Origin of the sequence: Acidithiobacillus marinus, assembly GCF_002847505.1 — a bacterium.
GTDB classification, from domain to species: Bacteria; Pseudomonadota; Gammaproteobacteria; order Acidithiobacillales; family Acidithiobacillaceae; genus Acidithiobacillus; species Acidithiobacillus marinus.
In genome coordinates this window covers 161994-179185 of sequence record NZ_MXAV01000034.1, presented here as the reverse complement: position 1 = coordinate 179185, position 17192 = coordinate 161994, and the positions used below count along the sequence as shown (strand labels likewise).

Genomic DNA, 17192 nt, shown 5'->3' with positions numbered 1-17192 from the left:
TTTTAACACCAATACATCCGTCATTCAGTACAGCGGCCTATCCAGACCGCCCAGTATGGCATCCACTCGCTCGCGCACAGCTGCAGTCATCTGGATGGGCCGCCCCCACTCCCGCTGAGTTTCCCCGGGCATCTTGTTGGTCGCATCAAACCCTGTCTTGCCACCCAGACCCGCCACCGGCGAGGCAAAATCCAGATAATCAATGGGCGTGTTTTCAATCAGGGTGATATCCCGCACCGGGTCCATCCGGGTTGTCATGGCCCAGATCACATCTTCCCAACTGCGCACATTGATATCGTCATCCACCACAATAATGAATTTGGTATACATGAACTGGCGCAGAAATCCCCAGATGCCAAACATAACGCGCTTGGCATGCCCCGGATAACCCTTGCGGATGCTGACGACTGCCAGGCGGTAGGAGCAGCCTTCGGGGGGCAAATAAAAATCCACAATTTCTGGAAACTGCTTCTGCAGTAATGGCACAAACACTTCATTCAGCGCTGCGCCCAGAATCGCCGGCTCATCGGGGGGACGGCCGGTATAGGTACTGTGATAAATGGGGTTTTCCCGATGGGTGATGGCTTCCACGGTAAACACCGGAAACTTCTGGGTTTCGTTATAATATCCGGTATGGTCTCCAAAAGGGCCTTCTTCGGCCATATCATCGGGGTAGATATGACCTTCCAGAACGATTTCGGCGCGGGCAGGCACCTGTAGCGGTACCGTCAGAGCCTTGGCCAACTCGGTACGCCCCCCCCGCAACAATCCGGCAAACTGATGCTCGGAAACCGTATCCGGAATGGGAATCACGGCAGCAAGAATGGTTGCCGGATCGGCACCGTAGGCCACCGCCACGGGAAAAGGCTCGCCCCGATGCTGCTTCTGAAATTCGCGCAGGTCCTGTGCCCCGCCCCGGTGTGCCAGCCAGCGCATGATCACCCGGTTGCGGCCAATGACCTGCTGGCGATAAATACCCATGTTGGCCCGGCGCTTGTGCGGACCCTTGGTAATGGTCAAGCCCCAGGTCATGAGCGGTGCGGCATCTTCCGGCCAACAGGTCTGTACCGGCAGAGTAGACAAATCCACGTCATCACCGCGCAGGATGACTTCCTGACAGGGGGGACGGGCAACAGTCGTTGGCGCCATGTACAATACTTTGCGCAGGGTCGGCAATTTATGCCACAGGTCCTTCAACCCACGGGGAGGGTCGGGCTCCTTGAGGTAGGACAGCAATTGACCGATCTGCCGTAAATCCGCCAGGGATTCGGCGCCCATGCCCAGGGCCACTCTTTGCGTCGTTCCAAAAAGATTGCCCAGCACCGGCATATTAAAACCGCTCACCTGCTGGAATAGCACTGCGGGGCCACCGGCGCGGAGGGTGCGATCACAAATTTCGGTCATCTCCAGCTGCGGAGATACGGGCACCTGGAGAGAACGCAGCAGGTCCCGTTTTTCCAGATCAGCAATAAAGGCGCGCAGGTCACGATAGCTCATACGCGCATTGTAACCATAGCCGGTCTAGTTTGTCCCCTCTCCGGGGTCTTCGCGAGCGACCACAAAGGCAGTGTCCGCCACTTCCAGGCTGGAGGTGGCACGAATATCAATGGCTTCGTGGCCGCTGATGTACTCATCAGCCAGGGTACTCAGGCAGGCGATTTCGTCTTCCGTAACCGCCTCGAATCCGGCAAAGCCCAGATCGTCCAGCAGCACTTTTCCGCGCGCATCCGCTTCCATGGCACAGAGCAGATCGGTCAGCATGTCCTGCTGCGGAAACAGGCGGGGGCCGATACAAAAAGCATGAAAAGCAAAAGCATCATCCGACTGATCGATAATGCGCAGACGCTCGCGAATCAGCTTGCTGGCACTGAGGTACACCTCATCAAACAGAAAACCCAGGTCCGCCTGCCCCTGCAGCAGGGCTTTGAGTACCCCCTGATAACTGCCGGTAAACACAAACTCCAGGCGCGCGCGATCAATATCGGCCTTGTCCATCAGAAAAAGCCCAACCATATGCACCAGCGTGCCGGGATGTGCCGAGGCAATGCGTATGCGCTCCGGAAAATCCTCGGGGCTGTGCATCGGCCCATCGGCTTTTCCGCACAAATACACTTCGTCAAAATGATTGCGGGGCTTGACGATGGGCCGGAACGCCAGCTTCTGCTGATATTGCACCCAGTCGAAGGGGTTCGCATAGACCAGATCAAATTGACCGGAAAGCACCGCCGCCCGGCCACTGTCAAAATCATCATGCGGCTGGAAATGCATCACCTGACCCAGATGACGTTGCAAATAGGTATTCATCAGAAACCAGCCAGGCAGGTTTTTACCCGAGTAGTTCGGATCCACCGTAAAGTTCAGGATGCTGTTGCTGGCTGCCCATTCTTCATTCATCAATGCGCCTGCCTTAAATATCAAAATCGACGGGGATTTCACCGAGAATACTCAAGTGGATATTAAAAGGCGTCATATATTTCATGGCGGTCATCATGGATCCCTTGAACTTGAGCTTGCGGGTCATCAGGGCGGCTTTACCCGACAACTCACCGGAAAGGATCTTCTTCCAGTTATCCATGCTTGTCCACATGATGAAGTCACGGCGGCGGCCATCAGAAGGCCCAGCATAAATGACTTTTCCTGCCTTGCAGAAGAGCATGACGTGGGGAATATCCGGTCGATCTTCAATGTAATATTCCCAGGTCGCATTGAAATTCTTCAGATCTTTCTGAATTTCCGGATGTGTATCCCACTGCTTACCCACCAGACGGATCCATTCCGTACTCATGAATTTTGCCATAACTTGAAGCGCCTCTACGCTATGCACACCATATAATAATTTGTTTATATTCTGTTAAAATACTTGCTTTAATTTTCTATTTAGATGTTTTTTTCACTTTCGCCAGCTTCCAGCAGAAATTGGATAATCATGCCTGAAAGCATCACCCCAAACAGAGCGGGCATATAAGAAATCGTCCCATTGACGGTTTTGGGTCGCCCTTGGGGGCCTGTCACTGGCTCGGGTGGAGCAGTCGGACGGGGCGTTTCGTCAGAGAACACGGTCAAAAAATCGAGACTGGCGCCATTTTTTCGCAGTAACGCCCGCACCTCCCGGGCCAGCGGACATTTTTCGGTCTGATTCAGTTTGGCTATCCGCACCCGGCGCGGATCCAGGCGATTTCCGGCGCCCATACTGGAAAACACTTCCAGACCCAGCTGCTGGGCAGACTGGATCAACACCGCTTTCCAAGCAATGGCATCAATACAATCGGCCACCAGTTCAGTGCCACTCTCGCGGAGAATCCGCTCCGCATTGTCGGCAGTAATAAATTCCCGGCGGGCAACGACCGTACAAGTCGGGGATATATCCCGGATACGTGCCGCCATCACCGCCACCTTGGGCTGATCCAGGGTCGAATGCAGTGCCACTACCTGACGGTTGATATTGGATGGCGAAACCACATCATGATCCACCAGCGTAATATGACCGACTCCGGCACGGGCCAGGTTTTCGGCTACATAACCACCCACACCACCCACACCGGCAATCAATACGTGGCGGCGGCGCAAATCCGCCACTGCGGGGCTACCCAACAGAATTTCACTCCGTTCAAAAGGATCCGGCATCTAGGCATTTTCCTGCAAGCGAAAAAAAGCCAGAGTATTACGAGTGAGTTGTTCTGCCAACGCTGAAAATGCCATTTCGCGCAGATGGGCCAGGGCACGGACGGTTTCCAACAGAAAAGCCGGCTCGTTACGTTGCCCCCGAAAGGATGCACCCGACTGCCAGGGGGCATCAGTTTCTATCAATACCCGATCCAGGGGTAAAGAGCGAATCGTGGCTTGCAGGCGCAAGGCCCGGGCATGGGTGAAGGCAGCACCCAGTCCCAGATAAAACCCGCTGTCCATCAGTCGCTGCGCCTGCACCAGGCTTCCGGAAAAACTGTGCACCACCCCCCGCAGTCTCGGAAAACCACGCAGAATCAGGATCAACTCTTCGAGCGTACCCCGCGCATGCAGGATCACCGGCAAGTCCAACGCCTGCGCCAACTGCAACTGGCTTTTCAGGCAAGCGATTTGCGCCCCATGATCGGGCGCATTATCCGAACGGTCGAGACCGATTTCTCCCACGGCCACCGCATTTTCCAGCCAAACCGGCAATGCCTCAAACCAGTCAGAAGCGCAGGCATGGAGATACAAGGGATGCACCCCATAAGCGGGATAAAGCCAGATATTCTGAGCGCAGAGCTGCTGCAGACGGGGCCAGAACAATGGACTGTATGCGGGCACGATGATTTTCTGTACGCCCGCAGCCCGGGCTCTGCGGATGACATCCGGCCGGTCCAGATCAAATGCCGCATCGTCCAGATGACAGTGACTATCAACCAACTTTGGCACGCACATTTTCCTGTCAATATCCTCCATCCACGACTTGCCGCCAGACTCATCTTGGTCTTAAATGGCAGGATATGCTCAAATGCTGGAGAAATCATGCGTAGCCTGACTGCCGATATTACCATCCTCGGCAATGGCCCTGTGGCGCACAGTCTGGCATTGGCCCTGGGTGAAATCGCCCTCAAGGTACTGATTGTCGACACCTTTCCCCTGCAGCAAGTCCGTCCAGCACATCAGGACCGAACAGTGGCTCTGGCCCTGGGCAGTCGGCGTCTGCTGAGCCATCTGGGGGTGGAAATGCCTCTGTCCGGTGCGGCTGCCATCAAAACCGTGCAGATTACCCAGCAAGGCCTTACCGGTCGGGTTCGTCTTGAGCACCAGCTACTCGACGCGCCCGAACAGCGCCTGGGGGAAGTGGCCGGGCTGAACACCCTACAGACAGCACTGGCGCTCCCTCTGGCCCAGAATCCAGCTGTCCAGCAGGTGGCCGCCGGTCCTCTGGAAGCCCTGCAATGGTTTCCTGATCGCCTGCAACTGGACTGGCCGGACCTGCGGGTGGAAACGGCGCTGGCGGTGGTCGCCGATGGTGGACATGGTGGGCTCGCCCGTCTGGCGTCCCTGCAACGCATGGGCTGGGATCATAATCGCCATGCCATTGTCGCCACCGTCACCCCCCGCGAACCCCTTGCTGGTATCGCCTTTGAGCACTTTCAGGAAAGTGGGCCGCTGGCCTTCCTGCCCTTTGGTCAACAACAGTTCTCCATCGTCTGGAGCTTGCGTCCAGGTGCCGCCAGTCAGGTCATGGATCTTCATGATGGCGCTTTTCTGGAAGCCTTGAACCGCCAGCGCCCGCCTCAGCTGCCCCCCTTGGTCGCGGCCAGCCCGCGCAGTGTGTATCCCCTGTTTTTCCAGCGTCTTTGGGCACAACCCGGCCAACGTCTGGCTCTGGTGGGCAATGCTGCCCAGACACTGCATCCTATTGCAGGTCAGGGTTACAATCTGGGTTTGCGCGATGTCATTACCCTTGCCGCTCTGCTTCGAGAAGCCGCCGCCGCGGGTCAGGATCCCGGCAGCAGACGATTGCTGGAGGATTATGTCCGTATTCGCCGGCGTGACCGACTGGAAACCATCGCGTTTACCGAAGCCATGAATCGCCTGTTCAGCAACCCCCGTTTTCCTCTTCGTGTAGCACGCGCTGCCGCATTGGCCCTGCTGGAGCAAAGCACCCTGGGCAAACGCGAGCTGGCAGCGCGACTGGCTGGCATTCGTCTGCCCCCCGGCAGTGTCATTCCCGATTTGCAAAGAGCGCCCGCCCATGTCCGCTGATCCCCATTACGATCTGATTATTTCCGGTGCCGGCATGGTAGGGGCCAGCCTGGCCCTTGCGGTCCAGCAGACTGGGCTGCGGGTCGCTGTTTTTGAAAAACGTCCCCAAGCCATTTGTGCCCTGCCCGACAAGTATGAACGTGCCAGCCTGGTTGCTGCCGGTTCGGGGCGCTTTTTGCAGACAATCGGCATTGACGTGGCAACATTGGGTAGCGCTGTGGAAAGAATGCGGGTCTGGGACGCTGAAACCACTGGCAGCATTCATCTGGATGCAGAAGAAGCAGGAGAAAGTTTTCTCGGACACATCGTCGAAAACCGTCGCCTGGAGCAATTGCTTCATGCCGCACTCGCCGAACAAGGGGTGGCGGTTTTTTTTGGGCAGGAAATCAGCACCGCCTGGGCGGACCAGGAGCATATGCACATCAGCACCAGCAGCACATCCCGGGAAAGCAGCTATGGAACGACCCTCCTTGCCATTGCCGAAGGTCGCCAGTCACTGCTGCGCAAACAGCTTATCCAGGCCCCGGTTTTTCAGGAGGCCTATGGCCAGGATGCCATCACCGCGACGGTGTGGATGGAAAAACCCCATCGCGGGATCGCCTATCAGCGTTTTCTCCCTACCGGCCCGCTGGCAGTCCTGCCCTTCAGTCCCGACAGCGCCGGGCATCCCCGGGCATCCATCGTCTGGAGTGCCAAACATGCCCTGGCAAGGCGGCTGATGCAGATGGACGATGCCGCGTTTTTGGCGGCTTTTCATCAGGCCTTTGGGCCGCAACTGGGGCATTTTGTGCGTATCGGCGAGCGCAACAGTTATCCCCTGTCGGGTCTGCATAGCAGCCGCTATACGGGTGACCGCTGCGTGGTCCTGGGAGACAGTGCCCATGGCGTGCATCCCTTGGCGGGCCTCGGCGTCAATCTGGGCTTCCGAGATGTCACAGCGCTGGCCCAAAGCATTCAGGAAGCGCGCGCACGACATGAAGATTGGGGAGACAGACCAGCATTGCACCGCTATCAAAGAGCGCGACGCCCTGATAATCTGGTCAATGTCATGACCTGTGGCGCCCTCAGTCACCTCTTTTCCAACCGCAGTCGTGGGCTCGCCCGTCTGCGCGACCTGGGAATGCTGGGAACAGGGCTGTTGCCTCCGGTCAAACGCTTTCTCATCCGTCAGGCCATGGGCCTTTAAGGAGAACTACCATGCAACACCGTATCGCTGATGATATTGCTGCCGCCTTTGGAGACGCCTTTGCCCGCCTGGGTACCGTCAAGGAAGATGTGGACAAACAGGCCCGGGCCATTCTTTCCAATGCCCTGGATCGCCTGGATCTGGTTACCCGCGATGAATTTGACATTCAGCAGGAGCTACTCTCCCGACTGGCAGCCCGGGTTGCCGCCCTGGAAGCCCGCCTCGATACCGTGGCCCCCAAGGCCGCGCTGGACGAACATACCGCCAAGGACTGAAGCGCTTGCCCCTGGCGATTGTCCAGAGTCGCGCCCTCACCGGCGTTCACGCTGCGGCAGTGGCCGTAGAGTGTGATCTGGGACCCGGTCTGCCCACCTTTGCCGTAGTCGGGCTGGCCGAAACCGCCGTCAAGGAATCCCGGGACCGGGTACGCTCCGCGATCCAGAACAGCGGCTTTGAATTTCCCGCGCGGCGCATGGTCGTCAATCTGGCTCCCGCCGATCTGCCCAAGGATGGCGGACGCTTCGATCTGCCCATTGCCATCGGCATCCTCGCCGCCAGTGGGCAGATACCATTAAAGGCCCTGGAACAGCTGGAGATGATCGGCGAACTGGCCCTGGATGGCAGCCTGCGGCCAGTGACCGGCGCCCTCTCCAATAGCCTGGCTGCCGGCACTGCCGGACATGCCCTACTGCTGCCTGTCGGCAATGCCATAGAGGCCGCTTTGGCCCGGTCTGCCCCGGTTTTTGCCTGCCATAACCTTGCCGAAGCCGTGGCACACCTACGCGGAACTGAGAAGATTTCCGAAACAACGTCCGAGGACGGCATCTCTGCGGATACCACCCCTTACCCGGACTTACGCGACGTGCGCGGTCAGGAGACAGCCAAGCGCGCGCTGATCATTGCCGCCGTAGGTGGGCACCATATTCTCCTTTCCGGGCCACCGGGTACCGGGAAAAGCATGCTGGCTGCGCGTCTGCCGGGGCTGTTACCCCCCCTGCGCCGTCATGAAGCCCTGGAAGTCGCGGCCATTCATAGTCTGCAAAGTGGCGGTTTTGATGTACAACGCTGGGGACAGCGTCCCTTTCGTTCTCCCCATCACAGTGCTTCTTCGGCGGCATTGGTGGGTGGGGGCTCACAGCCCCGTCCCGGAGAGATCAGCATGGCCCATCAAGGCATTCTCTTCCTCGACGAAATGCCCGAGTTTTCCCGCAGCGTGCTGGAAGTGTTGCGGGAACCCCTGGAATCCGGGGAAATTCATATTTCCCGGGCTGCCCGCCAAAGTACCTTTCCCGCCCGCTTTCAACTGATTGCCGCCATGAATCCCTGCCCTTGCGGCAATCTCGGCCATCCTCGCCAGCCTTGCGTTTGTACGCCAGCGCAAATTGCCCAATATCGCAGCCGCCTGTCCGGCCCCCTGCTGGATCGCATGGACATTCAAGTGGAAGTCCCGGCCCTGCCGGTGGAGATGCTGCAAAACGCCCCCCAGGGCGAAAACTCTGCCTATTGGCGAGAGCGGATCAGCGCTGCCATCGATATACAGTGGCAACGCCAATCCGGGCGTAATGCCCAACTTCAGGGGGAGGCGCTGGACGCGCATTGTGCTTTACCATCTGAAGGGAGCCGTTTACTGGCTCGCGCTGCGGACACTCTGCATCTGTCAGCCCGGGGTTATCACCGTATTTTACGGATCGCCCGGAGCATTGCCGATCTGGAAGCCAGTGCGGTCATACAAACCCAACACCTGGCCGAGGCTATTCAGTATCGGCGTTTGGCACAGCATCTCAGGCAGTAGTCACTAACGGTTAAAAAAACAAAGATTTACACAGATAAAAGCTGGTTTTTTAGACACAGGAGCAGGTTATGTACGGCGCAAGTCCCTTTGCCGGCTTGAGCAATCCTATGGTTTTATTGGCTCTGGCTGGCGGCCTGATATTTTTTGGTATTGTCGTCCTGGTGTTGATCCGCAAAAAATAAATGCTGGTATCGCCCCTTACCTAGCAGTGACCCCATCCACGGACGTGGTGATCTAACTGCCCTCCCGAGAAATCCCCGACGACTCAGAGGAAACGCCATGGGGACCAACGCTGCGGGACGCAGCCTCCTTATCGTGGGGCAGAGCGGTTTCCACTTCGGCGATATGGGCCATCCGGTCAAAGTAGATCTGGGCCCGCTGGGGGTCCTTGTGCACCCCCAAGCCTTTTTCGTAGGCCAGTCCAAGATCAAAATCCGCCTTTGCCAATCCCAACCGGGCCGCCTTGCGATACCAGTGCAAGGCTTCCGGCCAGCTTTTGGTGACAGTCACTTCCTTGCGGGTAATACGCGGTGCATAAAGCGTCCCCAGGTAAAATGCCGCTTCGGCATGATCGCCCTGAGCCAGATCCTGCAGATGGTGCAGGGCAACCGGATCCGTTTCGGCCTGATCGCGCAGAGATTCCATATCTTCCGCCGCCGCCAGTACTGGCAGGGCGGCAAGTAACAAAAACAAGCTCATTTTGGCTGCTTTCATTTCAACTCCTTGGCAGAACTGTCAGGTATCGGCATGTTCCCGAGTGGCATGGAAGACCACCTGCGGCCAGCGCTCCATGGTCAAATCCAGATTTACCTGGGACGGTGCCAGATAGGCCAAACGCCCACCCGCGTCTTCGGCCAATTGTTCTTCATGCTTGCGGGTAAACTCTGCGAGCATTTTCGGATCCTCACAGTGAATCCAGCGTGCGGTCTGCACCGTAACCGGATCAAAGAGGGCTTCCACCGCGTATTCGCCTTTCAGGCGTTCGGCGACCACATCAAACTGTAGCACCCCAACGGCGCCCAGGATCATGTCACCCCCCTGCAAGGGCTTGAATACCTGGGTGGCCCCCTCTTCTGCCAACTGCTGCAAACCTTTTTGCAACTGCTTGGCTTTCAGGGGATTGCGCAGCCGCACCCGACGAAACAATTCCGGTGCAAAATAAGGAATCCCGGTAAATTGCAAGGCCTCACCCTGACTGAAACTATCTCCGATCTGAATGCTCCCGTGGTTATGCAAACCGATGATGTCCCCGGCATAAGCATCTTCTACCAACTCCCGCTCCTGGGCGAGGAAGGTGATGGGATTATGCACCTGAATGTCCCGGCCCAGCCGCAGATGGCGGATTTTCATGCCCCGCTGAAAATGTCCGGAACACACCCGCAAAAAGGCGACCCGATCGCGATGCTGAGGGTCCATGTTCGCCTGGATCTTGAACACAAAGCCACTGAAAGCCGTTTCTTCAGGGCTGACCTCGCGCCCGGTAGTCGGGCGGGAACGGGGTGAGGGGGCCCAGTCAATCAACGCGCCCAGCAACTCACGCACCCCGAAGTTGTTGATGGCCGAGCCAAAAAATACCGGCGTCTGCTGACCTTCCAGAAAATCCTCCAGACAGAAGGGGTTTGATGCGGCGCGCAGCAGTTCCACCTGCTCGCGCAACTCCGGCATTTCTTCGGGAAAACGGCGATCCAGTTCGGGATTATCCAGACCGGCGATGCGTTCCAGTTGTTGGTCCCGGGTTTCTTCACCGGGAGCGAACACCAGCACCTCATCGCGCAGCAGATGATAGACGCCGCGAAAGCGTTTCCCCATGCCAATGGGCCAGGTGACGGGAGCGCACTGAATTCCCAGCACCGACTCCACTTCATCCATGAGCTCGGTAGGATCCCGGCTTTCCCGGTCAAACTTGTTCATGAAGGTAATGATGGGGGTATCGCGCAAGCGGCAGACTTCCAGCAGTTTGATGGTCTGGGCTTCCACACCATTACCGCCATCAATCACCATCAGGGCCGAATCCACGGCGGTCAGCACCCGATAAGTGTCCTCGGAAAAATCCTGGTGACCTGGGGTATCCAGCAAATTGATGACATGATCCGCATATTCAAATTGCATCACCGAGCTGGCCACTGAAATACCGCGATTTTTTTCGATGGCCATCCAGTCGCTGGTGGCATGGCGGCTGCTTTTGCGGGCCTTGACGGTTCCTGCGAGCTGAATGGCACCACCAAAGAGCAGCAGTTTTTCGGTCAGGGTGGTCTTACCCGCGTCAGGATGGGAAATAATGGCAAAAGTCCGGCGGCGCTGGATGGCATCCAGGAATGCCTCCGCCGTCGACTCTACCGCTTCAGGAGAGGAAGACATAATTTTTAACCTTCTTTGAAAAAACGGACATCGCGCAGCAGTGGCAGAGAAAGGACCAGTGCATCCTCGCGACCTTCGGTATTGCGATAATAATTCAAGCGTACTCCAATTTCATGAAAGCCGACGGAACGATAAAGCTGCTGGGCCGCGACATTGGAGACCCTGACTTCCAGAAAGGCCCGCTCCGCTCCCAACTGTGCGGCACGCCCGAGCAGGTGCATGAGCATTTTGCGACCATAGCCCCGCCGTCGCAAAGTCGGACTTACCCCCAGATTGAGAACATGCGCTTCTGCCGCGCCCGTTGAGAGCACGCCAAAGGCAATCAGCTGACTCGCTTCGTCATCCATGACCCAGGCATCATAACCGGCCTGGATACAGTCCCGGAATATCCCCCGAGTCCAGGGTCCCGGAGAAATATGGGATTCCAGAGCCGCTACCGCATCCAGATCTTCTGCCAGCATGGGACGCAGGTTCATTTTTGCTGGTCCTCCGGCAAAAATGGCCGGATGTAATGGGGTTCCAGCTGGGCAGCCGCGCAACCGGCATCGCCTCTGGCCTGACGGGCGCTGGCCAGACGCAGGACGGCGGCGGCCTGGGGGTAATGGTCTTGCGTCCAGCCGAGCATGTTTTCCTGTTGCCAGCAGGAATGGTACAAGGGCCAGGCCGAGCCCACTCCCCAATACAATCCCTCGCTGGGCCAGGACACCGCCGCCGGCGGGCAAACCCGCTCTGCTCCCTGCAATACGGGTAAGCCGTCGGCATCCTGCACATACTCAGCGGCATACACTTCGCCTTTACGAGCATCCAGGGCGGCCAGCACTCGGGGCTGGGCAATGCCTGCCGCCAAAGCCTGCAAGCTGGAAACCGGATAAACCGGCAAGCCCCGGGCTATTGCCAGAGCCTGCGCGGTACTCACGCCAATACGCACGCCGGTAAAGCCACCCGGCCCTACGCCGCAGGCAATGGCCTGCACATCGGCAAGCTGCAAACCGGCGCGCTGCAATACCCGGGTGATCATGGGCAAGAGAATTTGACTGTGGGCATTGGCCAGCACCTGACATTCCTCAACCAGCCCGGCGGGGCCATTGATCGCCACGGAGCAAGCCTCGGTAGCCGTATCCATGGCCAGAAGCACCGGATTACTCATGACGCGGCATCCTGCCAGAACTGCTGCACGGCAAGCAGGTCCGTCACCCGGCGCATGGGTGGCAGGCTGTCCAGGAAAATTTTTCCATATCCTTTGCTGCGCAGACGGGGATCGCACAACATCAGGATACCCCGGTCATTTTCCGAGCGAATCAAGCGTCCCACCCCCTGGCGCAGGGCGATCACCGCCTGGGGAATCTGCAGTTCCCGGAAAGGATCACCACCGACGGACTGACATTGCTCAGTACGTGCCCGCAAAATCGGATCGGAGGGGCTGGCAAAAGGCAGTTTATCGATAATGACGCAGGACAGGGCTTCGCCCTGCACATCCACCCCCTCCCAGAAACTGGCCGCGCCCAGCAGGACGGCATTTCCCAAACTGCGAAAGCGATCCAGCAAGCGCGAACGCGGCATACTGCCCTGCACCAGCACCGGAAAGTCCAAAGCATGCGGCAAATGCGCTGCGGCTTCCTGCAGGGCGCGATGACTGGTAAAAAGCATGAAAGTACGGCCACCGCAAGCTTGAATCACGGGAATGGCCGCTTCCAGACATGCACGGGTATAATGAGGGAGGTTGGGCTCGGGAAGGCCCGAGGGCAGATAGAGCAGAGATTGTCGGGCATAATCGAAAGGCGACGCTGCCGCAAAGGTCTGTGCGCCACTCAGCCCCAGTGCTCTTTCCGTATTGGCGAAACTGCCCCCTACCCGGAGGGTGGCACTGGCCATGATCACGGCCTCAACGGGTTCCAGCAAATATTTTTGCAGGGGCGGAGCCACATCCAGTGGCGTCGCGTGCAACTGCACCGTCCGGGTTTTCTTTTCCATCCAGAAAACCATCTCTGCGGCGTCATGGCGCATAAAAAATGCCACACTGTCCAGCATAATCGCACCACGTGCTGCGCACTGTTCCAGCCCCTTACCTCGGGCAGAAGCCTGCTGCAAGCATTGCTGCAAGGTACTGACTGCCTGATAGACCAGCATAAAGGCAGCCTGAGGTGGAGAACCGGGGACCAGTGACCAGGGTACGCGGTCTTCTCCAGAACCCAACGCACTGCGCCATGCGCTGGTCGCTTTTTCGAGTTCGGCTGCAGCCTGCAGCAGCGCAGCATCGTCAGATGCCTCAGCTAATGCTTCACTGCGACTGTCTCTGGCCCAGTCCCAGAGCTGATGACTACTGAGCTGGCGGCCAAAATAGCGGCCCGCCAAATCCAGCACCTGATGGGCCTCATCGAGAATCATCGCCTCCACCCGGGGCAGCAGATCGCCCATCCCGTTGGCCTTGAGCGCCAGATCGGAAAACAGCAGGTGATGATTGACTACCAGCACATCGGCCTCCTGGGCTTTGCGCCGCGCTTCCACCACATGACAACGCTGATAATCGGGGCAGTCACTGCCCAGACAATTATCCCGGGTGGAGGTCACCAGGGGCCAGACCCCAGAGTCTTCCGGAATGCCGCCGACTTCGGCAACGTCTCCTGCACGGGTGCGGCCCGCCCAATCCACAATTCTGGCGAGAGGGGCAGCCAGGAGCGGAGCCACCCCCTCGCTGCTGAAGCGCTGCAAACGATGCAGGCACAAATAATTCGAGCGGCCCTTGAGGCGACTGACCTGCAGCGGTTTTCCGACGACTTCCAGAAGCACGGGTATATCCTTTTCCAGAATCTGGTCTTGCAGGGCCTTGCTGCCGGTGGAAACCAGTACCTTGCGTCCCGAGAGCATGGCCGGCAACAAATAGGCAAAGGTTTTTCCGGTACCGGTGCCGGCTTCTATCAAAGCCACCCCGCCTTGCTGCAAGGTCTGGGCAACCTGCGCAGCCATGTCCTGCTGTTGGACACGCGCCCGAAACTGCGGCAGACGCTGCGCCAAGGCTCCGTTCTGCCCGAGATTTTCTGACCAGTCTGTCATGGTCACTGGCATTGCCCGTATTTCATGCCCACTCCCGATTTACAAATAGTCCTGCTATTTTTACATATTTCCGTCACAAAAAGGGTATTCATGTACAAACGCCGCGCACATATTCTTTTCTGGCACCCTCATCAGCCCAAAAAAGCGCTCGCCGCCGCCCAATTGGCCAACCAACTGGGCAGCCAATGGCTGGAGGCCAGAGCCATATCGCTAGACATCTCCTGGCCAGACCTTTTTATTGCATTGGACAGTGATGGTATACCGGATCAGGCACATGCCGCCCACACCCAGTGCAAATTCTGGCCGATCTCTCCGGACAAGAACGCATTGCGCACTCGCATTCTGGGGGTCATCGGAGGTTTTCAGTTACTGGCCCGAATGGACCAGAGTGGACCACCACCAGTCGAGGCCCAAGACTAAGCGGTTATTTGGGCATCAAGCGGTCCGGGAACTAAACCTGTGGGGTGATGTTGGATTCGTCCTGATGGTCATTCCGGTGCGGAGAACGGGTCCATTGGCCAGATCGGGAACCCTTCCCTGATCCGGACTGTTCGGATAGGTACAGTCAATCGCAGGTCTTGGAAATGCGTTTTCCGTATTTGAAACCCGCTTCTTCCGCACCTGCGCTTGCGAAACCTGTTCAGGTTTTCCGGGCGCATTTTTTGCTTGTAACAAGCATAAAAATTTTCATAGTCGTTTCATATCACCGCGAAACAGGAGACTGAAAAATGTCTGCGCAACTCCAATCCCCTTATTATTCCCTTAAAGAGCCCAGCAGCATGGAAAACTCCAAGGCTCAGAGAATTGCCTGGGCCACTTTCCTGAGTGTCGGTGCCGTGGCTACCTGGGCCATTTTTCGTGCTGAATTCTGGATGTGGCAGTTCATCATCCTGGGCATGTGGTATGTCGGCCTCATGTGGTTTGGCCTGAAATGGCCGGCATTCCGAATTTTATTTCTGGTCGTCCTGGCCATAGCCGGCACCGGGGTCGGTCTTTATCAAGCCGGACTCAGCAGCAATGACAGTCTTGCCATACGCTATTTTTTTCATAGTAACGCCATGTTTTACTGGATGAGCGCGGCCATTCTACTCAGTGCCGTGGGTTACTATCTGTATTTGTTTGCGGGTCGGCAAAACGCCGGAAACTGGGGCCATCGGCTGGCCTGGATGGCTGTAGCCCTGGGCTTTTCCGGACTGGCCATTCGCTGGCGGGAAACCTATATCGGCCATCCTTCCTGGGGCCATATTCCTGTCAGCAATATTTACGATGTGATGGTGCTGTTCTGTGCCACAACCATTCTCTTTTACCTCTTTCATGAAAACCGCACCGAAAACCGGGGGCTTGGCGCATTCGTGCTGCCATTGGTTCTCGTTGCCGATATTTTTCTCATCTGGGTGGGTGCTGCCTATCATCTCAACCGAATTCAACCCCTCATTCCGGCATTACAGAGTTTCTGGATGAAAATCCATGTACCCTCCATGTTCATTGCCTATGCCAATTTTTATATTTCCGCCATGGCGGGTTTGGCATATCTTCTCAAAGAACGTGCACAGACCAGCGGAAACTTCCTGCGCGATCGCCTACCCAGTCTGGAACTGCTGGACAAGACCTTTTCGGGAACCATTGCCTTCGGATTTCTGTTTTTCACGGTGGGTACCATTCTCGGTGCTGTCTGGGCAGCCAAGGCCTGGGGTGGTTTCTGGTCATGGGATCCCAAGGAAACCTGGGCACTAATCGTCTGGCTGAATTATGCCGGCTTCCTCCATGCACGCAGTCAGCGCAACTGGGAAGGCAGACCAATGGCCTGGTGGGCTTTCATCAGCCTGATTGTCGTTACCTTCTGCTTTATCGGTGTGGATCTGTTCCTGGGTGGCCTGCATTCCTATGGAAAGCTCTAAACTAAGTTCCTGCTCTTTGAGATGATCAACACTTAAAAGCCCGCCGTCCAATGACGGCGGGCTTTTATATTCCGCAAAATGGGAGAGGAAATTACTCAATAAGTGTGGGTATCCGGCAGTCTTCGCGCGCCATCATAATGGGCAGCCCAGTAAGGATTGTTCAGGCTCGCTACCTGCACCCCAGAGCTGGGCGTCTGGGCACTGACAAAACGTTGATGGCCAATATAAATGCCGACATGGGAGTAAGGTCTGTGCATGGTATCGAAAAACACCAGATCACCGGGTTTAAGATTTTCCCGGGACACCTTGTGCAATTGCGCCGCCTGGGCATAAGACGTCCGTGGTACCTGAATGTCAAACTTGGCCAGGATGTATTTCACAAAGCCACTGCAATCAAATCCTGAAGGACTCATGCCTCCCCAGCGATAAGGCGCACCAATGAACTGCAGCGCAGAAACGACCATGGCGCGGGGCGAAAACCAGGAGTCACTGGATGAAGCGCTTGCGCTGTTCCCTTCGGCATATTGGCTGGCTTGTTGCGCAATATCATTGGCCAGCTGTGCAGCCGCCTGCGGACCACTGGCAGCATCCCCATCGGCCTCTAAAGCCTGGAGCGGATGCCGGGCCCAGTGGTAAGCCTGACTGGCCAGCATTTCCAGGGCCAGCCGCAAATGCGATTGCTCAGGTGTTGAAGTGACGCTCACCGCATCTACGGGAGCCGCCACTTTGACCGGAGTATCCACATGGGTGCCAGTCACTGCCAAACCGGTTTTCACCAGAACCAAGGATTGGTCGACAAATTCCGGACTGGTGACGGTATCCTTACTGACGGCTGTAAATACTTTAAAGTGATAGGAATAATCGGAAACCGGTTGCGGAGCCGCACCTACTCCCGCAAATTCCACCGGAGCCAGATGCATCAATTGCAAGGCCGTGGGAGTCAGGGCCGTATAATCATCGGCAACTGTAGCCAAAGTTGGATGATGACGGGAAAGCCCATGAACCTGCTTGACGGAATGATACCGCAGCGTGCGCAGATGACCCTGCCCTTTAACCGCATGGTAATGATGCTTCATTCCCCGATGCGAATACGTCTTAACCGGATGTGTGGCCGCTTGTGCTACACCTACACAACCGAAACACATGGCTACTGCCAAAGCAATCTGCCAGCGATGCTTCTTTATCATTC

17 protein-coding genes are annotated in these 17192 nt (G+C 57.1%); 6 read left to right on the top strand and 11 right to left on the bottom strand.

Annotation, left to right across the window (positions count from 1 at the left end):
* Window positions 1-24 precede the first annotated feature (24 nt).
* The 5 genes from ubiD to B1757_RS08940 all read right to left on the bottom strand — a co-directional run bounded on the left by ubiD (window position 25) and on the right by B1757_RS08940 (window position 4401).
* Entirely contained in the window at window positions 25-1497 is a 1473-nt protein-coding gene (gene ubiD, locus B1757_RS08960) for a 4-hydroxy-3-polyprenylbenzoate decarboxylase (RefSeq protein ID WP_101537986.1), read from the bottom strand.
* A 24-nt stretch (window positions 1498-1521) separates the two neighbouring features.
* A complete protein-coding gene (locus B1757_RS08955) occupies window positions 1522-2394 on the bottom strand; it encodes a phosphate/phosphite/phosphonate ABC transporter substrate-binding protein (RefSeq protein WP_101537985.1) in 873 nt (290 codons plus the stop codon).
* A gap of 13 nt (window positions 2395-2407) precedes the next feature.
* On the bottom strand, window positions 2408-2797 hold the full coding sequence (locus B1757_RS08950; RefSeq protein ID WP_010637778.1) for an SCP2 sterol-binding domain-containing protein: 390 nt from the start codon (window positions 2795-2797) through the stop codon (window positions 2408-2410).
* 80 nt (window positions 2798-2877) lie between these two features.
* Window positions 2878-3624, bottom strand: coding sequence for a tRNA threonylcarbamoyladenosine dehydratase (locus tag B1757_RS08945; protein WP_101537984.1), 747 nt, complete (start codon window positions 3622-3624; stop codon window positions 2878-2880).
* Window positions 3625-4401, bottom strand: a complete 777-nt coding sequence (locus B1757_RS08940; RefSeq protein WP_172437652.1) for a TatD family hydrolase — start codon at window positions 4399-4401, stop codon at window positions 3625-3627.
* An 87-nt stretch (window positions 4402-4488) separates the two neighbouring features.
* Between B1757_RS08940 and B1757_RS08935 the strand changes: the two genes are divergently transcribed.
* Genes B1757_RS08935 through B1757_RS08920 form a run of 4 tightly spaced genes read left to right on the top strand, consistent with a single transcriptional unit; the run spans window position 4489 to window position 8696 of the window.
* Window positions 4489-5718 carry an FAD-dependent monooxygenase gene (locus B1757_RS08935; RefSeq protein WP_101537982.1) on the top strand — a complete coding sequence of 410 codons (1230 nt, stop codon included), beginning with the start codon at window positions 4489-4491 and terminating at the stop codon, window positions 5716-5718.
* A complete protein-coding gene (locus B1757_RS08930; protein WP_101537981.1) occupies window positions 5708-6904 on the top strand; it encodes an FAD-dependent monooxygenase in 1197 nt (398 codons plus the stop codon). The genes B1757_RS08935 and B1757_RS08930 overlap by 11 nt, the downstream gene beginning before the upstream one ends.
* An 11-nt stretch (window positions 6905-6915) precedes the next feature.
* Window positions 6916-7179 carry an accessory factor UbiK family protein gene (locus B1757_RS08925; RefSeq protein ID WP_101537980.1) on the top strand — a complete coding sequence of 88 codons (264 nt, stop codon included), beginning with the start codon at window positions 6916-6918 and terminating at the stop codon, window positions 7177-7179.
* Between the two features lie 5 nt (window positions 7180-7184).
* Window positions 7185-8696 carry a YifB family Mg chelatase-like AAA ATPase gene (locus B1757_RS08920; RefSeq protein ID WP_101537979.1) on the top strand — a complete coding sequence of 504 codons (1512 nt, stop codon included), beginning with the start codon at window positions 7185-7187 and terminating at the stop codon, window positions 8694-8696.
* Between the two features lie 234 nt (window positions 8697-8930).
* Here B1757_RS08920 and B1757_RS08915 read toward each other — a convergent pair whose 3' ends face one another.
* The 5 genes from B1757_RS08915 to yoaA are packed head-to-tail and all read right to left on the bottom strand — an operon-like array spanning window position 8931 to window position 14105.
* Window positions 8931-9410, bottom strand: coding sequence for a tetratricopeptide repeat protein (locus B1757_RS08915; RefSeq protein ID WP_101537978.1), 480 nt, complete (start codon window positions 9408-9410; stop codon window positions 8931-8933).
* Between the two features lie 21 nt (window positions 9411-9431).
* Window positions 9432-11054: a peptide chain release factor 3 gene (locus tag B1757_RS08910; protein ID WP_101537977.1), complete on the bottom strand. Its 1623-nt coding sequence runs from the start codon at window positions 11052-11054 to the stop codon at window positions 9432-9434.
* A 5-nt stretch (window positions 11055-11059) separates the two neighbouring features.
* The gene (gene rimI / locus B1757_RS08905) at window positions 11060-11530 is read right to left on the bottom strand and encodes a ribosomal protein S18-alanine N-acetyltransferase (protein ID WP_101537976.1); all 471 of its coding nucleotides are present in this window, start codon (window positions 11528-11530) and stop codon (window positions 11060-11062) included.
* Window positions 11527-12201: a tRNA (adenosine(37)-N6)-threonylcarbamoyltransferase complex dimerization subunit type 1 TsaB gene (gene tsaB / locus B1757_RS08900; RefSeq protein ID WP_101537975.1), complete on the bottom strand. Its 675-nt coding sequence runs from the start codon at window positions 12199-12201 to the stop codon at window positions 11527-11529. Before tsaB ends, rimI begins: the two co-directional genes overlap by 4 nt.
* Window positions 12198-14105, bottom strand: a complete 1908-nt coding sequence (gene yoaA / locus B1757_RS08895) for a DNA repair helicase YoaA (RefSeq protein ID WP_172437651.1) — start codon at window positions 14103-14105, stop codon at window positions 12198-12200. The genes tsaB and yoaA overlap by 4 nt, the downstream gene beginning before the upstream one ends.
* A gap of 90 nt (window positions 14106-14195) precedes the next feature.
* Between yoaA and B1757_RS08890 the strand changes: the two genes are divergently transcribed.
* Window positions 14196-14525, top strand: coding sequence for a hypothetical protein (locus B1757_RS08890; protein WP_101537973.1), 330 nt, complete (start codon window positions 14196-14198; stop codon window positions 14523-14525).
* Window positions 14526-14833: 308 nt separating this feature from the next.
* Entirely contained in the window at window positions 14834-16003 is a 1170-nt protein-coding gene (gene ccsB, locus B1757_RS08885; protein ID WP_101537972.1) for a c-type cytochrome biogenesis protein CcsB, read from the top strand.
* 95 nt (window positions 16004-16098) lie between these two features.
* On the opposite strand, the gene B1757_RS08880 is transcribed toward ccsB, so the two are convergent.
* The gene (locus B1757_RS08880; RefSeq protein ID WP_101537971.1) at window positions 16099-17190 is read right to left on the bottom strand and encodes a C40 family peptidase; all 1092 of its coding nucleotides are present in this window, start codon (window positions 17188-17190) and stop codon (window positions 16099-16101) included.
* Between the last annotated feature and the right edge of the window lie 2 nt (window positions 17191-17192).